Origin of the sequence: Acinetobacter sp. Swhac1, assembly GCF_013390985.1 — a bacterium.
Taxonomy (GTDB): Bacteria; Pseudomonadota; Gammaproteobacteria; order Pseudomonadales; family Moraxellaceae; genus Acinetobacter; species Acinetobacter towneri.
The window spans coordinates 102,902-124,131 of sequence record NZ_JACASN010000002.1; the positions used below are offsets into that span (position 1 = coordinate 102,902).

Here is a 21,230-nt window from a genome sequence, read left to right on the forward strand (position 1 = left end):
AAGCAAACCTATGGCATATTTTGTTATTCTCAACAGCAATCGTGTCAATAAAAACCAACAGGATGTTTATGCAAGCGCAAACGCAATGGATTGAAACCTCTGATCGACAACAGCTCTATGTCAAAACTTGGGGCGAAAAAAAAGCACCTGCACTGATTTTGGTGCATGGCTATCCAGATAACCAAGAAGTCTGGGAGCGGGTGATTGCCGTGTTGGTGCAAGATTTTTATGTGGTGAGTTATGATGTGCGCGGTGCGGGACAATCCTCCATTCCTAAATCCATTCGTGTCTATAGCTTGGCTCAATTGGCTGCAGATTTAATGGCTGTTGCTAATGCCGTTTTGGGGCAGCGTGCATTTCACTTGGCAGCTCATGACTGGGGTTCAATTCAGTCTTGGGAAGCTGTAACTGATCCAGATTTAAAAGGACGAATTTTATCTTACAGTACTATTTCAGGCCCATGTTTGGATCATGCAGCGTTCTGGATGCGTAAGCAGTTTTCTGAAAATAAAATTAAATTTTTCAAACAAATGCGTAAATCTTGGTATATTGCCGCCTTTCAACTTCCTGCACTTGCACCTACAGTTTGGCAGTTTTTTCAACCTGAACAATGGCGTCAGGTAGTGATACGTTTAGAACGTGATCAAGATATTGCGATCAATCCTAATATCCGCAAAGATGGGCGCTATGGCGTCAATTTATATCGTGCCAATTTTATCCCACGTTTATTAAAGCCGCGTCAACGTTATGCAATTTGTCCTGTGCAAGCTATTGTCTTGAAATATGATCAATTTGTGGGTGCTGAATTGATTGATGAAATGTCGCATTGGGTAGATGATTTTCAACGTGTGGAGTTGGCAGCTAATCACTGGGCGATTCTTAGTCAGCCGCAAGCGGTTGCTACTGCCATCCGTGATTTTGCCTTAGGTCATTCAAATTCACATGCTGCAGTAATTTAAATCAGAAACGCTTGTCGGAGTTGAATGTTTGGTCAACTCCAATCTGCATAATCTCTGATAAAATAGCTTCTTTTTTGAATTTTCATCTCTTATGTTCGCAATTCTTGCTGCCATTGCAATCATGTTCGGATTGTCGTTGGCTCGTGTGCCTGTGGTTTTTGCCTTGGTTATTGGTGCAGTTTCAGGTGGTTTACTGGCTGGTTTAGGCTTACAAGGCACTTTAGATGCGTTTAATAATGGCTTAGGTGGTGGTGCAAAAATTGCCCTTGCTTACGGTATTTTAGGTGCATTTGCTTTGGCTTTGGCACGTTCAGGTTTGCCTGACTTATTGGCCTACAAACTGATTCGCACTTTAACAGGTAGCAGTAATACTAAGGTACAGAACCGCGTTAAATATCTGATTTATTTTACTGTGGCTTTGGCAGCGGTCTTCTCACAAAACTTAATCCCTGTACATATTGCATTTATTCCTGTATTGATTCCACCTTTATTAAGTGTTTTCAATCATTTAAACCTAGACCGTCGTGCAGTGGTTTGTTTGCTGACTTTTGGTTTGGTTGCCACTTATATGTTTGTTCCTGTGGGTTTCGGTGCAATCTTTCTGAATGATATTTTGGCGCACAATATCAACACCTTTGGTGCTCCGTATGGTTTTGCCATTCAAAATGAAGATATTCCTGCTGCCATGTTTATTCCTGTGTTTGGGATGTTTATTGGTCTATTGTTTGCGTTATTTGTGAGCTATCGTAAGCCTCGACATTATCAAGATGTGCAAATAGAGCGTACCCAAAGCATTTCGAGTGAGCTCAATGCAAATACCGCCGCGCCAACCCTACAAGCGCCTCAGATTGCAAAATTTACCTTGTGGATGGCAGTGTTTGCGATTATTGCAACCTTGGCGGTGCAATTGTATTCAGATTCGATGATTCTGGCAGGTTTGGTGGGTGTTGCCATTTTAAGCTGTGCGGGAATTTTCAAATGGAAAGAAGCAGATGATGTGATCATTACAGGTATGCGTATGATGGCACTCATCGGCTTTATTATGATTGCTGCACAAGGTTTCGCTTCAGTGATTGAAGCGACTAATCAAGTGCCTGCTTTGGTAGAAGCGTCGGTGGAATGGATTGGCAATAGCAAAGCTTTGGCTGCATTTTTAATGTTATTGATTGGTTTGTTAATCACCTTGGGGATTGGCTCATCTTTCTCTACCGTGCCTATTTTAGCAATTATTTATGTGCCTTTATGTTTGCAGTTCGGTTTTAGTCCTGCAGCGACCATTGCAATTATTGGCACAGCAGCAGCCTTGGGAGATGCGGGTTCTCCAGCATCGGATTCAACATTAGGGCCAACTTCGGGCTTAAATATGGATGGGCAGCACGACCACATGAAGGACAGTGTAGTACCGACTTTTATTCACTTTAATATCCCATTGATCATTTTTGGTTGGATTGCTGCGATGGTGCTGTAAATCATCACCAAAATGTGTAAGCGCACGTGTTCAGAATAGGTTGGGCACGTTGCAGCATCGTGCTAAAACGACAAGAAGAATCTTTCTCAAATTCATCCTTGCATCTGCCGATTGAATCTCAATACACGATTTAAAATCTTCAAACAGAATGATTCATTTTCGTTGTAATTAACTTCTAATATTAGAATGAAGATGATTTTAATTCTCTTTATTTAATTTAAATAATTTTTATTGGTTTTTTGTTTTTTGAAAATATAAAAACCGAGTGAATTAATCTATTTAAAATAAATTTGTTTTAATTTTTAAATAAATATAAGATGTATTTTAAATAAACCTTTTAATATATTTTTTAAATAAAATTGAGTAATATAGTCGGGAAATAATAATATAAACTCTATTAATTAACTCGGGTTTTAAAACCAAGTAATTTAGTCTATTTAAAATAAATTTATATAATAATGAATAGCTTATAAAATAATTTAAATATTGTGTTTAATATGTGTTGCATATTAATAGTGGTCGTGTTTAATATTAATTAAGCGTTAAGATTTTTATTCTAAAGGTGGTTTTGAAATGTTAAAGCAAGTTGCTCTAATAGCATTAATGGGAATATCTGCTTCTGCTATGGCAGGTCAATGGCAAGTTAAAGTTGGTGGCTCGGTTATTTCTCCAACTCAAGATACAGATATTCTAAATGGCGCAGTGAATGTAGAAGCTGATCATGAATATGCATTTACACCATCGGTAGAATATTTCTTTAATGACAATATCTCTGCAGAACTATTGTTGGCTACACCAATTAGTCATGATGTACTAGTGAATGGTGAAAATGGTGCGAAGATTAAGCATTTGCCGCCAACGTTAACTGCTAAATACCACTTTAAAAATTCAACTGGTTTTACACCATACATTGGTGTAGGTGGTACGGCATTTGTTGCTTGGGATGAAGAAGGTGTTGTTAAAGATGTAAAAGAAGACTTTGGTTTTGCAGGTCAAATCGGTTTTAACTTCCAACCTGCCGATGCGAAAAATTGGGGTGTATTCTTTGATGCACGTTATGCACAATTAAGTCCTGAAGTTACGTTAACTGATGATACTGCTGCAGCATTAGGAATTAAAAAGTTTGATTTAGACATCGACCCAATGGTGTACACCATCGGTTATAGCTACAAATTCTAATTATAAAATGTAGCTCTTTATAATAATAAAAATCAGCGCAACCCCATCTTTAGGGTGGGGTTTTTTTTATTGCAAAAAATAACAAATGTAGCGAATGAAAAAATTGAGAGCATATGCCATGTTCATTTACAGTCTGAAAGATAAAGTAAAGAACAATAAATAAGGAATTCATTCATGTCGATCAAATATGGTTGGTTAGTGTGTCTTGGTTTAATGCTAAGTGTTGCGGGGCATGCGGCAAGTTTTTCTTGTGAGAAAGCCAGAACACAAACGGAACATGCCATTTGTGAACATCCTGCGGTCAATGATGCCGATGTGAAAATGGCCACCACCTATCGTATCGTCAGCCGTTTGGTCGCTATGGGGACCCGCTCACAAATTCGTGATGAACAATTTCGCTGGTTAGAGTTGCGTGATCGTTGTGGTACTTCAGTCGATTGTTTAACCCAAGTGTATAATTTGCGTCAGCAGAAATTAGAGGATCATTTAAATCAGGTCTATCAACGTGCACCTTTTTAAATTTTTCTGGGTTTAGGCTTGAAAAATCAGGCAATCACTCCAATTCATAAACACATCCAACAATAACCATGTTTATGAATTTAAGGAGTGATGAATGAGCGAGCACAGCCAAAAACACAGTTTCCAAGCCGAAGTGGCGCAGTTATTACATTTGGTGACCCATTCTCTTTATTCCAACCCTGAAATTTTCTTGCGTGAACTGATTTCTAACGCATCGGATGCCTGCGACAAATTACGTTTTGAAGGCATCAACCATCCTGAATATTATGAAAATGATCCTGATTTACGTGTGCGTATCCGCTTAGATCAAGACAAGAAAACCCTGACCATTTCAGACAATGGCATTGGTTTAAGTCAGCAGGATGCGATTGAACATTTGGGTACCATTGCCAAATCGGGCACCAAAGACTTTATGTCAAAATTGACGGGCGATCAAAAAGCCGATGCGCAATTGATTGGTCAATTTGGTGTGGGTTTCTATTCAGGTTTTATCGTGGCAGATAAAATTACTGTGGAATCACGCCGTGCAGGATTGGCTGCAGATGAAGCCGTGCGTTGGAGCAGTGCGGGTACTGGCGAGTTTGATGTTGAGCAAATTCACAAAGCAGAACGGGGTACCGATATTATTCTGCACTTGCGTGAAGATGCGCTGGATTATTTAGAAAGCTACAAAGTTAAGCAGATCATCAATAAATACTCTGATCACATCAGTTTGCCAATTCAAATGCAGAAAGAAGTATGGCAGCAAGAAGAAGCAGCTGAAGGTGAAACACCGAAAGCAGGTCAGTATGTGAAAACTGATGAGTGGGAAGCAATTAACTCGGCCAGTGCGTTGTGGACGCGCAATAAAAACGAAATTAGTGCAGAACAGTACATTGAGTTTTATAAAAACCTTAGCCACGATTTTGACGCACCATTGGCATGGGCGCATAACCGCGTTGAAGGCAGTACTGAATACACCCAGTTGTTGTATGTGCCAAGTAAAGCACCGCACAACATTTTTACTCGTGAAGCCAAAGCGGGGATTAAATTGTATGTGAAGCGCGTATTTATTATGGATGAGGCAGAGAACCTGATTCCAAATTATCTGCGCTTTGTGCAAGGTGTGGTGGATAGCGCCGATTTGCCATTGAACGTGAGCCGTGAGTTATTGCAAGAAAGCCGTGATGTGAAAACCATCCGCGAAGGCAATACCCGTCGTGTGTTGACCATGTTGGACAATTTAGCCAAGTCTGAAGATGAAAAAGACCAAGAAAAATTTAAGCAATTCTATCAAGAATTTGGTTCAGTTTTAAAAGAAGGCTTAGGCGAAGACTTTGGCAACCGTGAACGTATCCTGAAATTATTACGCTACGCTACTTCAAGTAATGATGACATCAGTACCTCATTGGCGGACTATAAAGCGCGAATGAAAGAAGGTCAGAAAGCCATTTACTACGTTACGGCAGACAACTTGAACGCAGCAAAGCATTCTCCACAGTTGGAGTTGTTTAAGAAAAAAGGCATTGAAGTGTTGTTGATGGCAGAACGCGTAGACGAGTGGGCGATGAACTTTGTGCAGGAGTTTGATGGCACGCGAATGCAAAACGTATCTAAAGGTGCGGTTGATTTAGGCGATCTACAAGATGCTGAAGAGAAGAAAGCTTTAGACGCGGCTGCAGAACAATTTAAACCTGTGGTTGAGCAATTGTCTGCATCTTTAAGCGGTAAAACCAAAGAAGTGCGTGTGACTACACGTTTGGTTGATTCCCCTGCTTGTTTGGTAACAGGTGAAGGTGAACTGTCACCACAATTGATTCGTATGTTGAAGGATGCAGGGCAAGCTGTACCTGATATGAAGCCAATTTTGGAAATCAACCCAGAGCATCCTTTGGTGAAAAAATTACAGGACTCCAATCAATTTGATGATTTGGCGCATGTGATTTTTGATCAAGCTGTGATTGCTGAAGGTGGCTTGCCTGAAGACCCAGCGGAATATGTGAAACGTATTAATAGCTTACTGTTAAAGTAAGTCTGCTTTCGCATGAACATGATCGATGATGCGTTGTACAAATAATGCATCGTCATCTTGCAAGATCATCTTGCAAAAAAACCAAGTCCTGTTCGCAAGACTTGGTTTTTTAATTTGGCTTGATTGTAGATGTTACCTGTTTAGAAAATGGCTTCTAAACGCACTAAAGCACCGAGATAATGATTACGATCTGCGCGATCATCATTTAAATAATTGACATCGCCCTGAATAAAGAACCATTCACGTAAAAATGGTTGACGCCAAGAGACAAATGGCCCCCAACGATTTAAACGTAAGTCATCATCGTGATAATAACCGCCTGTATAAATGCCATAGTTAAAGCGGTTGCCTGCAAAGAATTGATGTTGTCTAAAGGTGTAGTTGTCCCAAACCAAATCATCATCTTGTTCATCGGCATAGGTCAGGCTAAATTGATTGGACAAGAAAGCCTGATTGGGGCGTGCGTGCGTGAGCTCCAAGTTGGTTCTGAGATAATTTTCACTGTCGATGCCATAACGATAAATTTGTTCGGCATGAAAAGAGAAATCATTTTCCAAAGTCCAGTCTTTAGAGGCTTTTAAACGCAGATAAATATCATCGCCAGAACGTACCCCTAAATCGACATCTGTTTCAAAAGGTAGACGCTCGGCAAAGTTCGACCAACGTAATGCCAGAGAACTGTTGTCTTCACGGCTACGTTTGCTGTCTACAGTTTTGTCTGCATCATGCGCTGGGTTTTCGTTGGTAATGGCGACGTTATTTTGCAATTCGTTATCGAGCGAGTCATCACCAAAGACCACACTGAGTTTATTTTCAAGCGTAGGCAGTTTGATTTTCCCGCGAATACGAGGTTTGACTTCATATTCATTATGCTTATCCCAACTGCTATCGACCAAAACCCGCAAAGTGGCTGAGGCAGGCTGTTCAGGACTTGGTTCACCAAACCAGTTATCCAGTTTATGTGCTGTTTTATCTGCCCAGTTGCGAATATTTTTTTGACGTTGATCGAACCAAGTTAAATGTTCCGTTTCTGCGGTGGCAGGTACAATGGGTTCATTGGATTGTTCGGGTAACACCGTCGGTGTGGCATCAATCCAACGTGGAATCGTGTAATAAAAACTGCTTTTATCTACTGCACTTGGCGGAGCGACAGGCAATTCATAAGGTGGCAGTGACGTATGGGCTTGATCCACTGCTTGAGTTGATTCTTGTGCAAAAGTGATGCCTGCGACCCCACTTAAGAGACAGCTTAATATAAAAGGCGATGTGTGCTTTATTCTTGACATTATTTACTGATCTTTAAGCCATTTTTGTTAGTGTTGAAAATCTATGAGATAAAAGCAAGACTTGGCTACAAAATCATAATATAAACGGCAGTTTTTAGGCAGAAACCTCTTTTTCTTGATACATTTGAAGTGCTTGGCATAACTGCAAAGCATCAATCGGTTGCTGTAATTGGGAGATGACTTTTTGAATCATTTGCCAACTAATACCTTGTTGTCGATCTAATAAAATGTGCGGTATAGCTTGTTCAGTACGGGACAGTTGTAAGCGCTTTTGACCATGAATCACACGAATTTTTTGTCGTTCTTTCAGTAAAATCAAAGGGGTATGACTCTGTGCTTCACTTTCTTCAAACTGAATAAACTTAGTAGTTTGAATGTGCTGTATCGGAATGAAAGGAAAATAATGCACTTGCTGCCACACGATTTGAGCATCATGACTATAGCATTGAAAAAGCTGATCAAAATTAAATAAATGTTCTTGTAATTTTTCCCAAGAAATTTCACGTATTGCTGCAATTTCATGTTCAAACTGTTGGCAAAAGTTTTGAGTCAAACGAATCGCTTGCATTTGATCTAATGCGCCAAGCAGTACCACATATTTAATAAAGCGTCCTTGCGTATTGGTTTGTTCTGCCAAATATACCGCACGCGCCAACACCTGTTGCTGATCTTCTTCGGGATCAGACAAATGCACCAATACATCGGCATATTGCGTGACTTCTGGCGCTTCAGGCAAAAAGACCCGATACAACTGTGCTGACTCATTTTGGCTAAGATTGAGCGCAGAAATGGGGCAACTATATTGGCTTAACAATAGATTATAAGCTGGGTTGACGCTTGGTTTTTGTGTGCCAGCCGTCATCTGGGCAGTATCTATTGTCGTTGCATCAGGCTGAGTTGTATTCAGTATTGCGTTGGAAATGATCGTTTGGTCTGCTGTCGGTTCAATTGTAAGTTCATCTTTAGCCACGTCCACAACTTGAGTATCAGACGAGGCAACTTCTTCTGTAGCGATGTGGTCTGTAATGAATTCAAATTGAATTGGCGAATCTACAGCTTTATTTTCTTCCAAGTCTGCAGTGACAAAGACTGGCTGAGTTTGCGCAGCTTCTAGAACTGCAGCTTGTTTCAGTTCTGCATCGGTTTGAAGGCAGTGATACTGTTGCTGCTGTTCCAACATCCAGCGATAGACCTGCTCTAAATCTTGAAATTCGCTTAGCAGAGCAGTGCGGTCTGCAGCAGGAATTAACCAAATTTGCCAACCTGCTTTCGGTTGATACAAAATCGCCCAACCTGCTTCAGGCTGTTGATAAAGTGCTGTTTCAAGTGCTTCAAGTTGTGTAAATACGCCACGAAAAGATTGTGCATATAAACTTTGTTCTGCAAAAGTTACCGCAGTTTGAATTGGATTTTGTGAGGCTTTAAATGTGAGCAACTGTTTTTGAAAAATCGGTTTATCGCACAGCATAAAAATTTCTTTAATGCGTGCTTTGGCTTTGGCTGTTTCATACAGACTGAGTCTTTTATGCGTTAAAGCATCAATTAAGTCGCGTAATTCTTTAATCAACAGTGATTTTTCTAGTGTATTCATTGATGCATACTTAAATATGTTGTTGTGCTTTTTCCAAATAATCTGCCAAGACAATATTCAGAGCCAATTCAATCAATTTATATTCTGCCGATTGTGGTTGAGGATAGCGTTTGGCTAATTCGATTAAATGGCTGACCTCAATCGCTTGAGGTGGAATTTTTCTTTGTATAAGTGCTTGAAGTTGTTGCATAGGCATCTGCTATAGCAATGAAAACAAAATCACTTTAATTATATGGATTTAATTAAAAAATACATGCTAAAAATTGTCAGCTTTTGTGCTTTTTTAGACATTATTGACAAAAAATGCGCTTTTTATATGAAAAATAATCAAAAAAATTTAAATCGCAGTGCCAAAAAAGTATTAGCAATTGGGTAGAACACAGTTTTTAGATGTTGCATGGACGATTTAAAGCAAATTTAGCACTAGAAAAACAAACAGCAGCCTGATTTAGACTGCTGTTTGGGGAGAGAAATGGGAGAGATTAATTAAGTAGATAAAACGTGAAACTTAAGCTGCTTTTTGCGAAGTTGGTTCATTTACAACAGCTTCAGATGCAGCCGATTCTGTATTTACTTTTTGAGTTGGAAAATCAGGTACATGCACAATTTGAGCAGATACATTTGCAGCAATTGTTAGAAGTGAAACCATCAAAACAGATTTAAACATATTCATGGGAATATCCATCCAAAGTGTTGATGTCTAGGCAGAAGACTAGACATCGCAGGGAGATCAAACGAAATAAAAAATTCACATGAATCATAACAAAGTTTAAAATTTACAAAATGATCATTTCGGCAATTATTTTAAAAATAGCAATATAAAACAATGTATTAGAGTTTTAACTCTAGTTTTTTATGCAGGCTTAAATGGTTGAGATGTCTGCAAAATTTGTATTTGGATAAGTCTGAAATGAGGGTGAATGGTGACAATTTTTGACAGTGTGAAATCATGTAATGTTTTGGCTGTGATTGGTTAAACAGTCTAAAAATGCGGTTTTTTTAATCTATGATGGAATTCCAATAACGATAAAGGACAGTGAGAAAATCATGGCAATTGCAAAAGTAGTTGAAGTTAATTCAAGCAGTAAAAAAAGTTTTGAAGACGCGATTCAAACTGGAGTCGCTAAAGTGACAGAAACAATTAAAAATGTCCAAGGGGCGTGGATTAACGAACAAAAAGTGGTGGTTAAAGACAATCAAATCACGGAGTATCGGGTCAATTTAAAAATCAGTTTCTTGGTTGAATAACACCTCGCTTCATTAACCAAGCATAGTAAGATGACAACTAACCGAAGCATGGTTGCGGGCCAAAGCTGGAACTTTGACCCATTTTAAAAGCACAAAAAATCCCGTAATGGGATTTTTTTGTGCGTCTAATCAGCCGGAAGAACACTATTCAGCCTTGTCTGTATTTCAATCTTAAGCTTTGGGTTCAGACACATCGCATTGTTCTGCATCGCAGCTTGCTGCATCTTCAAGCTCTAGCTCGCTTGCTGTTTCAAGGGCTTTTTGCAGAACTTGCACAAAGACTTCACGTGGCTGCGCACCTGCTAAAGCAATACGCTGATCAAATACGAAGAACGGTACGCCAGTGACGTTTAATTGTTCACGTGCAACTTCTTGGTCAAATTTTACAAAGTCGGCATATTCGTCAGAATCTAGAACATCATCCACTTCTACAGGGTTCAGCCCAATACGTGATGCAACATCTTCCAGTGTTTCACGCTCGCCAATTGCCAAACCTTGAGTCATATAGCTATAGAAAAAAGCTTCTTTGGCTTCGCTGCCCAAGCCTTTACTTTGCGCCAAATGCACCAAACGATGGGCATTAAAGGTATTGCCTGAATTGGCATTTTCCCATTGAAAGTCAATGCCTTCAGCTTTTGCCATTTCGGCAATATTACGCTGCATGTCTTCTACTTCGGCAAGGCTGCGCCCATATTTTTGTGCCAAACGCTCTGAATTGGACACTTCCTGACGCGGTGGCGCATCTGGATCGAGTTCAAAACTGTGCCAATGCACTTCTAATTCTACACCTGCTTCTTCAGCAGCAGCCTCTAAACGTTTTTTGCCGATATAGCAAAACGGGCAAACAATATCTGACCAAATATCAACGCGCATGAACAATCTCAAATTCTGTTTTTTACTAAGATGGGGATGTTACATAAAATTTAAAGCATAAAGCGATGCTAAACTTATTTTTGAGCATCTGGTCAAATAGCGTCATGGATACAGAATCATATAAAGGTATAAATGAATTGATTTATTTCACTATATTCTAATGGCTGCATTAGAAAATAAGCATAAAATGCTATACAAATGTGACAGGCTTCACGCTAAGATATTGCAAATACTAAAAAATAAGAGGGCACGCATGCGACGTATAGTGCTAATTATAGGATGTGCAACGCTGCTGATTTTTGGCGGGATGTTTTATCAATATCAACAGCAGCAAAAACAAGTCACTCAATTGCATGCTTATCAAAATGTGATTTATGGAAAAGCCGAACAAATTTTTGTACAGGCACAGGATTGGTCTAAGCCGATTCAAATTGACTTAAAAGATAATCGTTTAGATGGCGACTATCAAATTATGGCGAGTTTTGTCTTGAGTCACATGGTGCAAAGTGCCGAAGCGCGCAATAGCTATTTACGTGAATTAAAAGCCTTGAATTGGGATCAGTTTTTAGATCCTCAACGACTTGCTGCAGATAAAAAACAAGACTATGCCGATACCGAAGCCATGTTGGTGCAAGTACGTGCCATGGTATAGCTGTATCAGGAACATTTAGAACAGCATGAAGCGATGGCTTTGGAGCAGATTGAGAATCTTGAAATCAATCATAATTTGCGCCGTCATTTAGCAGAATCTTTGCTAGAAAGCCGCCATAATGACCAAGGACACGCATTATTTGAATTGGAAAAGAAAAATTTGGGTAAGGCGTATGTGTTGTTTGCAATTTTAAAAAACAATAAATGGGAGCTCAAAAACAATACCTTCATGTTCTATGAAGATGCAGCCTTGAAAGAATTTAATGCGGTATATCAAGAGATGGTGCAGCTCAATACGCAAATGCAAGAGATCACTCAGCAGCATCAGCGGGCACTGGAAAGCAAGTTGTAAGGTCTGGCAAATCCTTACATCAAATTGTCAAAAGAATGTCATCTGCCGTTCAAATCTCTTGCCTAAACTGTGCCTGTTGATTTAATTGCTCAGCTAGGCAGGTCCAATATGAACAGCATTCAAGTCTTTGATGATATTCAACAACTGTATTTGCAATTCTTAGAAAATAAAAACTACCCGAAACTCGAAAATTTAAATAATTGGGGCAAGAACCGTTACTTCTTTAATCAGCACTTTCGTTTGGTTGAAGATTGGCATCAGACTGAACAAATTGTGATTGAATTTAATCAACAATATTATTGCTTGGATACAGGCAGCGCCCCAGACTTTATGGATAAAGAACGCTATATGACATGGTTGATGGGGGAGTTGTTGGTTTAAGCCGTGCAGGTAAATCACAACTGATCAGCCATCTAGTCTTCAAGATAACAATGCAAAAGAATAAAATTTAAAAATTAGAACAGCTCAAAACAACAAAATAAAAAATCCCCGCATGATGCGAGGATTTTTTTATTACGAAGACTTTTTACACACGCTCAATAATTGTCGCGATACCTTGACCAAGACCGATACACATGGTCGCAAGACCAATTTGCGTGTCTTGTTGTTCCATCACGTTCAATAACGTGGTGGTGATACGCGCACCTGAACAACCCAATGGGTGACCGAGTGCAATTGCACCACCGTTCAAGTTCACACGATCTTGCTGATCATAAATGCCTAAGCCTTTCAGTACAGACAAACCTTGTGCAGCAAATGCTTCGTTTAATTCAAAAGTTTGAATGTCTGCAATTGACAAGCCAGCGCGTTTAAGCGCTTTTTGTGTTGCAGGTACTGGACCATAACCCATGATTGCTGCATCACAGCCTGCAACTGCCATAGAGCGAATCACCGCACGTGGTTTCAAACCCAATGCTTGTGCACGTTCAGCAGACATGAGCAACATCGCAGAAGCACCATCAGACAATGCTGAAGATGTTGCCGCAGTGACTGTACCGCCTTTCGGGTCAAATACAGGACGTAAAGCTTGGAACGATTCAAGATTAGCATCTGGACGAATCACTTCGTCGATGTCGCACAGCTGTTTAAAGCCATTTGCATCATGACCTTCAATGCCAATGATTTCGTTCTTAAAACGACCTTCTTGCGTTGCAGCCCATGCACGACGGTGTGATTCCACACCAAAAGCATCTTGCTCTTCACGAGAAATACCGTTCATGCGACCCAACATTTCAGCAGTTAAGCCCATCATGTTTGATGCTTTGGCATAGTGCTTAGATGCAGCAGGGTTGATGTCGATGCCGTGCATCATGCCCACATGGCCCATGTGCTCTACACCACCAATGATGAAAATATCACCCTGATTGGTTGCAATTTGTGCCGCAGCCGTGTGGATAGCTTGCATTGAAGAACCACACAGACGGTTTACAGTTTGACCTGCAACTGTTTTTGGAAGATCAGCCAATAATGCAATATTACGACCAATGTTCATGCCTTGTTCTAGGGTTTGATTCACACAGCCCCAGATCACATCTTCAACTTCGTTGACATCGAACTGGTTACGAGCAACTAAAGCACGAACCAATTCAGCCGATAGACTGTCAGCACGTACATTGCGGAACATACCGTTTTTGGTTTTACCCATTGCAGAACGTACGCCATCAACGATGACAACGTCACGTGGATTTAAAGTAGCCATTCACGTTGCTCCTTAACCGTAGAATTTTTTGTTGTTAGCAGCCATGTCACGCAACATTTGTGGCGCTTCATAAGCTTTTCCTAAATGTGCATATTTGTCGCAAAGCGCAACGTATTCAGCAACACCTGTTTGGTCGATGTAACGGCATGGACCACCACGGAATGGAGGGAAGCCTACACCCATAATCATCGCCATATCTGCTTCAGATGGTGTTGCCACAATGTTGTCTTCTAAGCAACGAACAGTTTCGTTACAGAAAGCAAGCATCATACGGTCAATGATTTCTTGCGCATCAAACTCGCGTTTTTCAGCAGTTGCAACAGATGCCACAAGCTCGTATGCAGTTGGATCAACCACTTTGGCTTTTTTGCCTTTACGATCCAATTCATATTTGTAGAAACCGACGTCATTCTTTTGACCAAGACGTTTGTTTTCGTACATGACTTGGATTGAGCCTTTATAGTCTGGCTTCATGCGGTCTGGGAAACCTTCTGCCATGACTTCTGCACCGTGAACGCCCGTGTCGATACCAACAACGTCGATTAGGTAAGCAGGACCCATAGGCCAGCCGAATTTTTCCATGACTTTGTCGACTTGTTGGAAGTCAGCACCGTCTTTCAATAGAAGGTCAAATGCACCAAAGTAAGGGAACAATACGCGGTTCACCAAGAAGCCTGGGCAGTCGTTCACTACGATTGGTGTTTTACCCATTTTCTGAGCAAGCACCACAGTGGTCGCAATTGCTTCAGGTGAAGTTTTTTCACCACGAATTACTTCCACCAATGGCATCATGTGCACTGGGTTAAAGAAGTGCATCCCGACAAAGTTTTCTGGACGTTGTAGGTTTTCTGCCAAACGTGTAATCGAAATGGTGGATGTATTTGACGCGATAATGGTGTTTTCACGTACTGATTTCTCAGTTTCAGCCAACACAATGCCTTTGACTTTCGGATTTTCAGTCACGGCTTCAATCACGATATCCACTTCTTTAAACTCGTCGTAGCTTAAAGTTGGGCGGATACGTGCCAAAGTTTCACCCATTTTTGCAGGGGTTAACTTTTTGCGTTCAACTTGTTTGGTCAATAAGCCATTGGCTTCTTTCATACCCAAAGCAAGTTGCGGATTACCAATGTCTTTCATGATGATTGGTGTGCCTTTGCTTGCAGCTTGGTAAGCAATACCACCACCCATGATACCTGCGCCTAGAACAGCCGCTTGGTTGACAGGGTGTGCACCTTTTTCATATTTCTTAGAAGTTTTCTTCACCACTTGGTCGTTGATGAATAAACCAATCAACGCACCTGCTTGTGGTGTTACAGCCGCTTTGGCAAAGCCTTCAGCTTCAGCTTTAAGCGCTTCGTTACGTGGCAAGCTTGCACCTGCTTGTAAAGAATCAAGCATCAATTTTGGCGCAGGGTATTGTGCAGGGTTTGCTTTTGCTAGTACCGCACCTTTTGCTGTGTTGAACGCCATCATTTGTTCAAGTGGGTTCAATTTAACAGGGTCTAATTTTTCCTGACGTTTTGCTTTCCAGTCCAAACGACCTGCAATGGCTTGTTTAACCAAGTCAAGCGCAGCATCTTGCAATTTGTCTGCAGCAACTACAGCATCTACAGCACCGTCTTTAAGTGCAGCATCAGGACGTTTAGGGTTGGCCATTGCCATCCATTCAACCGCATTGTCGATACCAATAACGCGGCTTAAACGAACCGTACCACCAAAGCCTGGGAAAATACCGAGTTTGATTTCTGGTAAGCCCACTTGTGCTTGGTCTGACATGACACGGTAGTCACATACCAAACACATTTCAAAGCCACCGCCCAATGCCATACCATTGATTGCAGCAACTTTAGGAATTTCTAAATCTTCAAAAGCATTGAAGATGTCGTGAACAGGCAATGCCCAATCCACAATGGCTTGTTCGCCTTGAGCGAAGTTTGCGCCAAATTCGGTGATGTCTGCACCCACGATAAAGGTTGATTTCGCAGAAGTGACGATTAAACCTTTCACTTCATTGTTTGCTTTAACAGCCTCAATCGCAGCTTTAAAGTCTTCAATCGTTGCACGGTTAAATTTGTTGACCGACTCACCTTGTAAGTCAAAGCGGAATTCTGCAATTCCGTCCGAAAGCATTTGGACGGTAATGGCATTGCCAGCGTGGATCATGCCTGATCTCCTTTATTTTGGAGGACTTCTAAGTTGATGTTATGAAGCGTGTGCGATAGTCCTGCACACATATATGCCTCGCTAATCTTACGATAACTATATCGAAAAAAAATATAGCAAGTTGTATCAAGCCGTGACGCAAGGGTCATGATTTTTCTCATAGCTCGGAATTGCTTTTTGACCCGATTTTAAAATCCTATGTTTAAAGAAAGATGAAAGTGATTGTTTTCTCTTTTATTTTTAATCAGGTTGTATTGCATTTTCGATTTAGAAAAGCTTGATAAATAGATGTTATCAGTGGGTTGTTTTGGACAGAAAAGTAAATCCATCGTTTGGATGGTGATGTTTTAAAGCGTGAAGCTGGATAGGGGGGATAGCGATTTGCAATGCTGTGTTCTATTTTCTGCTATGACCTCATGCGCTGAAATTGAGTAGAATATGCGACATTTTGAATTTTAGCTGTTTTCAGCAATTTAGGTTGTTCTATGTTGAAGTGGATTATTTTGGCGATTTTTATCGCTTCAGCGCTGTATATTCAACAGCGCGGCAAGGTGCGTCATAGTTTTTATCGTCAGTTTTTTGACCATTCTACCATCCTCGCACCGATCAACTATTTAATGTATTTGTTCTCTAAAGTACCAAATCAACCGTATATCGACACCCAGCACTTTCAAGATTTAAAGGTTTTGGATGACAATTGGGAAATGATTCGTGATGAAGCCAAAGCTTTATATGAACAGGGTGGTATTAAAGCTTCAAGTACTTACGATGATTTGGGTTTTAACTCATTCTTTAAAACAGGCTGGAAGCGCTTTTACTTAAAATGGTATGACTCCGCGCATCCATCAGCAGCAGAATTATGTCCAAAAACCACAGCATTATTAAAAACTTTGCCTAGCATTAAGGCGGCGATGTTTACTGAACTAGCGCCCGACAGTCGTTTAGTGCGTCATCGCGACCCGTATGCAGGTTCATTGCGTTACCACTTGGGATTGATGACACCAAATGATGACCGTTGTTTTATTGATGTCGATGGTGAGCGGTATTCATGGCGTGATGGTGAAAGTGTGGTGTTTGATGAAACCTATATTCACTATGCTGAAAATGGCACTTCTCAAAACCGTATTATTTTCTTTGCCGATGTCGAGCGTCCGTTAAAATCTCGCTGGATGCAAAAGTTTAATCACTGGTTTGGCAAAAATGTGATGACCGCAGCAAGCTCTCCGAATGAAGCAGGCGATCAGACGGGTGGCTTAAATAAAGTCTTTGGCTATGTCTATCAAGTGCGTTTAAAAGCCAAGGCTTTAAAAGCTAAAAATAGTCGTGTGTACTATTTCTTAAAATGGTTTTTAATGCTGGGGATTTTCTTCTTAATTTTTATTCGCCCTTATGTGTTTTAAAGTATCGCAACGCCTTTCGGGGCGTTTTTTTATGACATTTTTGAGCAATTTCAGCAACGCACTTTAATTCCCGCCTATTTTTATGTATAGAATGAAGCAAATAGGGGAATTTTTATGCAAACGTTTCGTTCTAAAAAAGATTGGTGGGTTTTGGCTTTTGTGATTTGTATGTCTGGTCTATTGATTCAGTTATTGCTGACCATGTACGCCAAAGGCACGATGCCAGCATTTCCTGTGCACACAGGGGTGTATTTCATTACCATTTTTGTGTTGTGGTGGCCTGTGTTCAATACGCGCTATCAGGTCGATGCAGAACGCTTGCAGATCCGTTGCATGTTTTTAAAATGGGACATTCCACGCGACAGTATTCAAAAAATATCTAAAACCAATAATTCGGTAGCGTCACCTGCTTTGTCGCTGAAGCGTTTAAAAATTGATTATCTTCTAGCGGGGCAGCCAAAATTTGTATTGGTTTCACCTAAAGATCAGACCAAATTTAGTCAAGCCTTGGGAATGGAAATTACCGACTAATCCCTAGGCTTTTAAAGCAAAAATAAGCATCAAAACTTTGAGGATGAGCAGAGTGGCATTCTCAAGATTCACGCAGTATAAGTCGCGGGTTTATTCTATTTTGAGGTGCAATTGATTTGCACTGCAATCTACCCATATTTCCGATTTTTCAGGATGACTTAAAAAATACAAAGCTAAAATAGGCTCAAGTTCGGTACGAATTTTGCGCCCCAAATGCCGTGCGCCGTAACGAATATCATGCCCCTGATAAAAATAGGCTTTAGCTGCTGCAGTCAGTTCGACTTGGCGCTGTTGATGCTGCAGGCGATGGTTTAACTTTTCCAATTCAATTTCAACCAATTGCGGCAGGGCATCAGCAGATACCGCTTGATAATGCAAACTACGGTCAATCCGATTTAAAAATTCAGGGTCAAATTTACGCTGCATGACTTTTTCAATGATCCGTTGTGTGGGCATGCGTTTTAAGCACAGTTGTTGTACTTTTTGCGGCAACAGATTCAATTTATCTAAGTATTGTTGTGCGGCTTGAGCACCCACATTGCTGGTCATAAAAATCATGCAATTGCGAAAGTCGATGGTTTTGGTGCCTGCAGTCAGGGTCAGTTTGCCTGTATCTAGCACATTCATTAAGCCACGTATCACTTCGCTTGAGGCTTTTTCCAGTTCATCAAACAGCATAATGCCTGGGCGGGTGTGCGAACCTGCAATCGCAGTTTCATCAAATAAACTATGGCCTTCTTTAGAGCCGACATAGCCAGGAGGCGCGCCTGTGAGTGCAGCCGCATAGTGTTCCTGCGCCAAGGTATTCATATCAATGCGGCAGAAGGCATCGGGGCGACCATAAATGGCTTCGGCAATCAGGCGCACCGTTTCGGTCTTGCCAACACCTGTCGGGCCAAGCATTAAAGTCACTGAAAGTGGTCGCTCTGTGCTGGAGAAATCGGCCTTGACCACATACAGCATTTTTTCGATTTCATTCAGCGCTGCATCTTGTCCAATAATCCGTTGACGTAACAATTGCATGACTTGTGTAGGTTCAAAATGAAAGCGCGGCTTGCCAATCAAACGGTCTTTGGCGGATACATACTGATGTGTACTGATCGGCTGGGACGTTGCGGATTGAATGGTCGGTATGCCGTGTGGTGCGGTCGTCATCCTGCACTTTCCTTCTGCTGACAAGATGCCTGAGCATAGCAAATCTTGTGTTGCCGACTGATCGTTTTTAGCACTGAGCTGATCGTTTTAGTGGATAGATCATGCGCTATGCCACAGGATAAAGCTTGAAAAAATCAGATAAAGCAGCACATCATGTAAAGAATGTAGCAAGAATAGGATGACTCGTGAACCCAAACGCAGGTGAGCATATCGAGAAAATTTTGGCAAATATGACCCAATTGCCAGGGGTTTACCGTATGTTGGGTAAAGACGGGGAGTTGTTATATGTCGGCAAAGCCAAAAATTTAAAAAACCGAGTGTCGAGTTATTTTGTCAAAACCATCGAGCATCCTAAAACGCAGGCTTTAGTGGCGCGTATTTATGATATTGAAACTTTGGTGGTGCGTTCCGAAACTGAAGCGTTATTGCTTGAACAAAATCTGATTAAGCTGCATCGTCCACCGTACAATATTATGCTGCGCGATGATAAGTCCTATGTTTATATTTTTGTGTCGGCAGATCAGCCTTATCCGCGTATTGCCAGTGGACGCGGCAAAGGCAAGCATCAGATAGGCAAGTTTTTTGGGCCTTATCCGAGTGCGTACAATGCCCGCGATACTTTGGTGGTGTTACAAAAACTGTTTAATGTGCGGCAGTGTGAAAACAGTTATTTTGCTCAACGGCAGCGTCCGTGTTTGCAATATCAGATCAAACGCTGTTCGGCACCGTGTGTAGGATTGATTTCGCCCGAAGAATATAAAGAAGATGTTAATAATTCGATTCGATTTTTACAGGGCGATAGTAAAGAACTGAATCAGCAATTGATTGCTAAAATGGAAGCTGCAGCCGAAGCGTTGGAATTTGAAAAAGCAGTCTTTTACCGTGACCGTATGGCTTTGTTGCGTGATGTGCAGGCACAGCAAGCCATTTATAAACTCAAAGGCGAAGCCGATATTATCGCAATTGCTTATCAGGCAGGTGTGACCTGTGTGCAAATTATGCATGTGCGCAATGGCAAAATGCTGGGCGGTAAAAGCTATTTTCCTGATATGTTGGGCGATGATTTGGGGCAAATGTTGGCCGATTTTATTGCCAACTTTTACTTTCAGGTGGCCGATGAAATTCCAGCGGAATTGATTGTTAATGTGGAAGTGGCAGATTGCAAAGAGTTGGAACAAGCCTTACAGCAACACTTCGATAAAAAAATTCAAATTAAACATAAAGTGCGTGAAACCCGTGCCGAGTGGCAAGAATTGGCACAAATGAATGTGCAGCATGCCATTAAAGGTAAACTCGCCAATCACTTTGAATTAAATGAGCGTTTTCATCAGTTAGAGCAAGTGGTTGGACGCCCGATTGATCGGATTGAATGTTTTGATATTTCGCACACTATGGGCGAAGACACTGTGGCATCTTGCGTGGTATTTGACAGTGGTGGTATTCGCAAACGTGATTATCGACAATTTTCAATTCAGGATATTCAGGCTGGAGATGACTATGCTGCCATGCGCCAAGCTTTAACGCGCCGTTATAAAAAAGCCATGCTGCCCGATTTATTGCTGATTGATGGCGGTAAAGGGCAGTTGAATATGGCGATGGAGGTCATGCAGGAGTTAGGATTGGATGCCTTTATGATTGGGGTGTCCAAAGGCGAAGGACGCAAACCTGGTCTAGAAACGCTACATTTTACCGATGGCAGCAAAATTCAGCTGCCTGAAGATCATAAGGCGCTGCATTTGATTCAGCAGGTACGTGATGAAGCACACCGATTTGCAATTACCAAGCACCGTGCCAAGCGCGATAAAAAACGTGGCTCATCAATACTTGAAGTGATTCCGGGCTTAGGGCCAAAACGTCGTCGTGATTTACTCACCCATTTTGGTGGCATACAAGGTGTCCTGAAAGCTTCTGAAAAAGAGTTGACTTTAGTACCCGGACTGGGTGAAGTAATGGCGCGTACGATTTATAAAGTGCTGCATGAATGACTAAATTTCCTGCCTCATGCCTTATATTAGCTAAAAATCTTGCGAGATATATCTCTCACGTCGCAAACATAGACGAATTGTCAACAGACCCTATTTACTGCATAAAAAGCAGTATTTTCTACAAAGGTAAATAGCAAAAAAGTGCATTGACTCTGTC

At 41.1% G+C, this 21,230-nt stretch carries 20 protein-coding genes; 12 read left to right on the forward strand and 8 right to left on the reverse strand.

The genetic code is table 11. The features are described 5' to 3' along the window. Nucleotides 1-68 precede the first annotated feature (68 nt). The 5 genes from HX743_RS01575 to htpG all read left to right on the forward strand — a co-directional run bounded on the left by HX743_RS01575 (nt 69) and on the right by htpG (nt 6,136). Nucleotides 69-959, forward strand: a complete 891-nt coding sequence (locus tag HX743_RS01575; RefSeq protein WP_178318327.1) for an alpha/beta fold hydrolase — start codon at nt 69-71, stop codon at nt 957-959. A 91-nt stretch (nt 960-1,050) separates the two neighbouring features. After that, the gene (locus tag HX743_RS01580) at nt 1,051-2,427 is read left to right on the forward strand and encodes a Na+/H+ antiporter family protein (RefSeq protein ID WP_178318328.1); all 1,377 of its coding nucleotides are present in this window, start codon (nt 1,051-1,053) and stop codon (nt 2,425-2,427) included. 573 nt (nt 2,428-3,000) lie between these two features. Further along, nucleotides 3,001-3,606 (forward strand): OmpW family protein, encoded by a 606-nt coding sequence (locus tag HX743_RS01585; RefSeq protein ID WP_104852935.1) that lies wholly within the window; start codon nt 3,001-3,003, stop codon nt 3,604-3,606. 174 nt (nt 3,607-3,780) lie between these two features. Continuing rightward, nucleotides 3,781-4,125, forward strand: coding sequence for a lysozyme inhibitor LprI family protein (locus HX743_RS01590; protein ID WP_136144567.1), 345 nt, complete (start codon nt 3,781-3,783; stop codon nt 4,123-4,125). A gap of 94 nt (nt 4,126-4,219) precedes the next feature. Further along, entirely contained in the window at nt 4,220-6,136 is a 1,917-nt protein-coding gene (htpG, locus tag HX743_RS01595) for a molecular chaperone HtpG (protein ID WP_178318329.1), read from the forward strand. A 140-nt stretch (nt 6,137-6,276) separates the two neighbouring features. Here htpG and HX743_RS01600 read toward each other — a convergent pair whose 3' ends face one another. The 4 genes from HX743_RS01600 to HX743_RS01615 form a co-directional block, all read right to left on the reverse strand. Then, the gene (locus HX743_RS01600) at nt 6,277-7,422 is read right to left on the reverse strand and encodes a hypothetical protein (RefSeq protein ID WP_104852938.1); all 1,146 of its coding nucleotides are present in this window, start codon (nt 7,420-7,422) and stop codon (nt 6,277-6,279) included. A 94-nt stretch (nt 7,423-7,516) separates the two neighbouring features. Further along, a complete protein-coding gene (locus HX743_RS01605) occupies nt 7,517-9,013 on the reverse strand; it encodes a hypothetical protein (protein ID WP_178318330.1) in 1,497 nt (498 codons plus the stop codon). 10 nt (nt 9,014-9,023) lie between these two features. Beyond that, on the reverse strand, nt 9,024-9,203 hold the full coding sequence (locus HX743_RS01610; RefSeq protein WP_004975807.1) for a hypothetical protein: 180 nt from the start codon (nt 9,201-9,203) through the stop codon (nt 9,024-9,026). A gap of 318 nt (nt 9,204-9,521) precedes the next feature. Beyond that, nucleotides 9,522-9,686 (reverse strand): hypothetical protein, encoded by a 165-nt coding sequence (locus HX743_RS01615; RefSeq protein WP_178318331.1) that lies wholly within the window; start codon nt 9,684-9,686, stop codon nt 9,522-9,524. 374 nt (nt 9,687-10,060) lie between these two features. Between HX743_RS01615 and HX743_RS01620 the strand changes: the two genes are divergently transcribed. Continuing rightward, complete coding sequence (locus HX743_RS01620; RefSeq protein WP_178318332.1) at nt 10,061-10,261, forward strand: dodecin family protein; 201 nt, start codon at nt 10,061-10,063, stop codon at nt 10,259-10,261. A gap of 171 nt (nt 10,262-10,432) precedes the next feature. Here HX743_RS01620 and HX743_RS01625 read toward each other — a convergent pair whose 3' ends face one another. Further along, nucleotides 10,433-11,134: a DsbA family protein gene (locus tag HX743_RS01625; protein WP_004975810.1), complete on the reverse strand. Its 702-nt coding sequence runs from the start codon at nt 11,132-11,134 to the stop codon at nt 10,433-10,435. A gap of 253 nt (nt 11,135-11,387) precedes the next feature. Between HX743_RS01625 and HX743_RS16300 the strand changes: the two genes are divergently transcribed. From HX743_RS16300 to HX743_RS01635, 3 genes are all read left to right on the forward strand, one after another. Further along, on the forward strand, nt 11,388-11,786 hold the full coding sequence (locus HX743_RS16300; protein ID WP_250316186.1) for a hypothetical protein: 399 nt from the start codon (nt 11,388-11,390) through the stop codon (nt 11,784-11,786). 33 nt (nt 11,787-11,819) lie between these two features. Then, nucleotides 11,820-12,137 (forward strand): hypothetical protein, encoded by a 318-nt coding sequence (locus tag HX743_RS16305; protein WP_228262054.1) that lies wholly within the window; start codon nt 11,820-11,822, stop codon nt 12,135-12,137. Between the two features lie 108 nt (nt 12,138-12,245). Continuing rightward, nucleotides 12,246-12,518, forward strand: a complete 273-nt coding sequence (locus tag HX743_RS01635; RefSeq protein ID WP_004975814.1) for a hypothetical protein — start codon at nt 12,246-12,248, stop codon at nt 12,516-12,518. Between the two features lie 145 nt (nt 12,519-12,663). On the opposite strand, the gene fadA is transcribed toward HX743_RS01635, so the two are convergent. Next, nucleotides 12,664-13,836, reverse strand: a complete 1,173-nt coding sequence (gene fadA, locus HX743_RS01640) for an acetyl-CoA C-acyltransferase FadA (protein WP_136144532.1) — start codon at nt 13,834-13,836, stop codon at nt 12,664-12,666. Nucleotides 13,837-13,848: 12 nt separating this feature from the next. Beyond that, on the reverse strand, nt 13,849-16,002 hold the full coding sequence (gene fadB / locus HX743_RS01645; RefSeq protein WP_178318333.1) for a fatty acid oxidation complex subunit alpha FadB: 2,154 nt from the start codon (nt 16,000-16,002) through the stop codon (nt 13,849-13,851). Nucleotides 16,003-16,487: 485 nt separating this feature from the next. On the opposite strand from fadB, the gene lpxO reads away from it, so the two are divergent. Then, complete coding sequence (gene lpxO / locus HX743_RS01650; protein ID WP_178318334.1) at nt 16,488-17,402, forward strand: lipid A hydroxylase LpxO; 915 nt, start codon at nt 16,488-16,490, stop codon at nt 17,400-17,402. A 114-nt stretch (nt 17,403-17,516) separates the two neighbouring features. Beyond that, on the forward strand, nt 17,517-17,933 hold the full coding sequence (locus HX743_RS01655; protein WP_131260939.1) for a PH domain-containing protein: 417 nt from the start codon (nt 17,517-17,519) through the stop codon (nt 17,931-17,933). A 90-nt stretch (nt 17,934-18,023) separates the two neighbouring features. On the opposite strand, the gene HX743_RS01660 is transcribed toward HX743_RS01655, so the two are convergent. After that, nucleotides 18,024-19,088, reverse strand: a complete 1,065-nt coding sequence (locus tag HX743_RS01660; RefSeq protein WP_178318335.1) for an AAA family ATPase — start codon at nt 19,086-19,088, stop codon at nt 18,024-18,026. 185 nt (nt 19,089-19,273) lie between these two features. Here HX743_RS01660 and uvrC point away from each other — a divergent pair, with 185 nt between their 5' ends. Beyond that, the gene (uvrC, locus tag HX743_RS01665) at nt 19,274-21,073 is read left to right on the forward strand and encodes an excinuclease ABC subunit UvrC (protein ID WP_004975832.1); all 1,800 of its coding nucleotides are present in this window, start codon (nt 19,274-19,276) and stop codon (nt 21,071-21,073) included. Nucleotides 21,074-21,230: the final 157 nt, after the last annotated feature.

Excerpts from the sequence above, each read along its gene's own strand:
- HX743_RS01600 (WP_104852938.1), bottom strand. The coding sequence starts at position 7,422 with ATGTCAAGAATAAAGCACACATCGCCTTTTATATTAAGCTGTCTCTTA.
- HX743_RS01590 (WP_136144567.1), top strand. The coding sequence starts at position 3,781 with ATGTCGATCAAATATGGTTGGTTAGTGTGTCTTGGTTTAATGCTAAGT.
- HX743_RS01635 (WP_004975814.1), top strand. The coding sequence starts at position 12,246 with ATGAACAGCATTCAAGTCTTTGATGATATTCAACAACTGTATTTGCAA.
- HX743_RS01660 (WP_178318335.1), bottom strand. The coding sequence starts at position 19,088 with ATGACGACCGCACCACACGGCATACCGACCATTCAATCCGCAACGTCC.
- HX743_RS01615 (WP_178318331.1), bottom strand. The coding sequence starts at position 9,686 with ATGAATATGTTTAAATCTGTTTTGATGGTTTCACTTCTAACAATTGCT.
- HX743_RS16305 (WP_228262054.1), top strand. The coding sequence starts at position 11,820 with ATGGCTTTGGAGCAGATTGAGAATCTTGAAATCAATCATAATTTGCGC.
- HX743_RS16300 (WP_250316186.1), top strand. The coding sequence starts at position 11,388 with ATGCGACGTATAGTGCTAATTATAGGATGTGCAACGCTGCTGATTTTT.
- HX743_RS01625 (WP_004975810.1), bottom strand. The coding sequence starts at position 11,134 with ATGCGCGTTGATATTTGGTCAGATATTGTTTGCCCGTTTTGCTATATC.
- HX743_RS01620 (WP_178318332.1), top strand. The coding sequence starts at position 10,061 with ATGGCAATTGCAAAAGTAGTTGAAGTTAATTCAAGCAGTAAAAAAAGT.
- fadA (WP_136144532.1), bottom strand. The coding sequence starts at position 13,836 with ATGGCTACTTTAAATCCACGTGACGTTGTCATCGTTGATGGCGTACGT.
- htpG (WP_178318329.1), top strand. The coding sequence starts at position 4,220 with ATGAGCGAGCACAGCCAAAAACACAGTTTCCAAGCCGAAGTGGCGCAG.
- lpxO (WP_178318334.1), top strand. The coding sequence starts at position 16,488 with ATGTTGAAGTGGATTATTTTGGCGATTTTTATCGCTTCAGCGCTGTAT.
- HX743_RS01580 (WP_178318328.1), top strand. The coding sequence starts at position 1,051 with ATGTTCGCAATTCTTGCTGCCATTGCAATCATGTTCGGATTGTCGTTG.
- HX743_RS01655 (WP_131260939.1), top strand. The coding sequence starts at position 17,517 with ATGCAAACGTTTCGTTCTAAAAAAGATTGGTGGGTTTTGGCTTTTGTG.
- HX743_RS01610 (WP_004975807.1), bottom strand. The coding sequence starts at position 9,203 with ATGCAACAACTTCAAGCACTTATACAAAGAAAAATTCCACCTCAAGCG.
- HX743_RS01575 (WP_178318327.1), top strand. The coding sequence starts at position 69 with ATGCAAGCGCAAACGCAATGGATTGAAACCTCTGATCGACAACAGCTC.
- HX743_RS01605 (WP_178318330.1), bottom strand. The coding sequence starts at position 9,013 with ATGAATACACTAGAAAAATCACTGTTGATTAAAGAATTACGCGACTTA.
- fadB (WP_178318333.1), bottom strand. The coding sequence starts at position 16,002 with ATGATCCACGCTGGCAATGCCATTACCGTCCAAATGCTTTCGGACGGA.
- HX743_RS01585 (WP_104852935.1), top strand. The coding sequence starts at position 3,001 with ATGTTAAAGCAAGTTGCTCTAATAGCATTAATGGGAATATCTGCTTCT.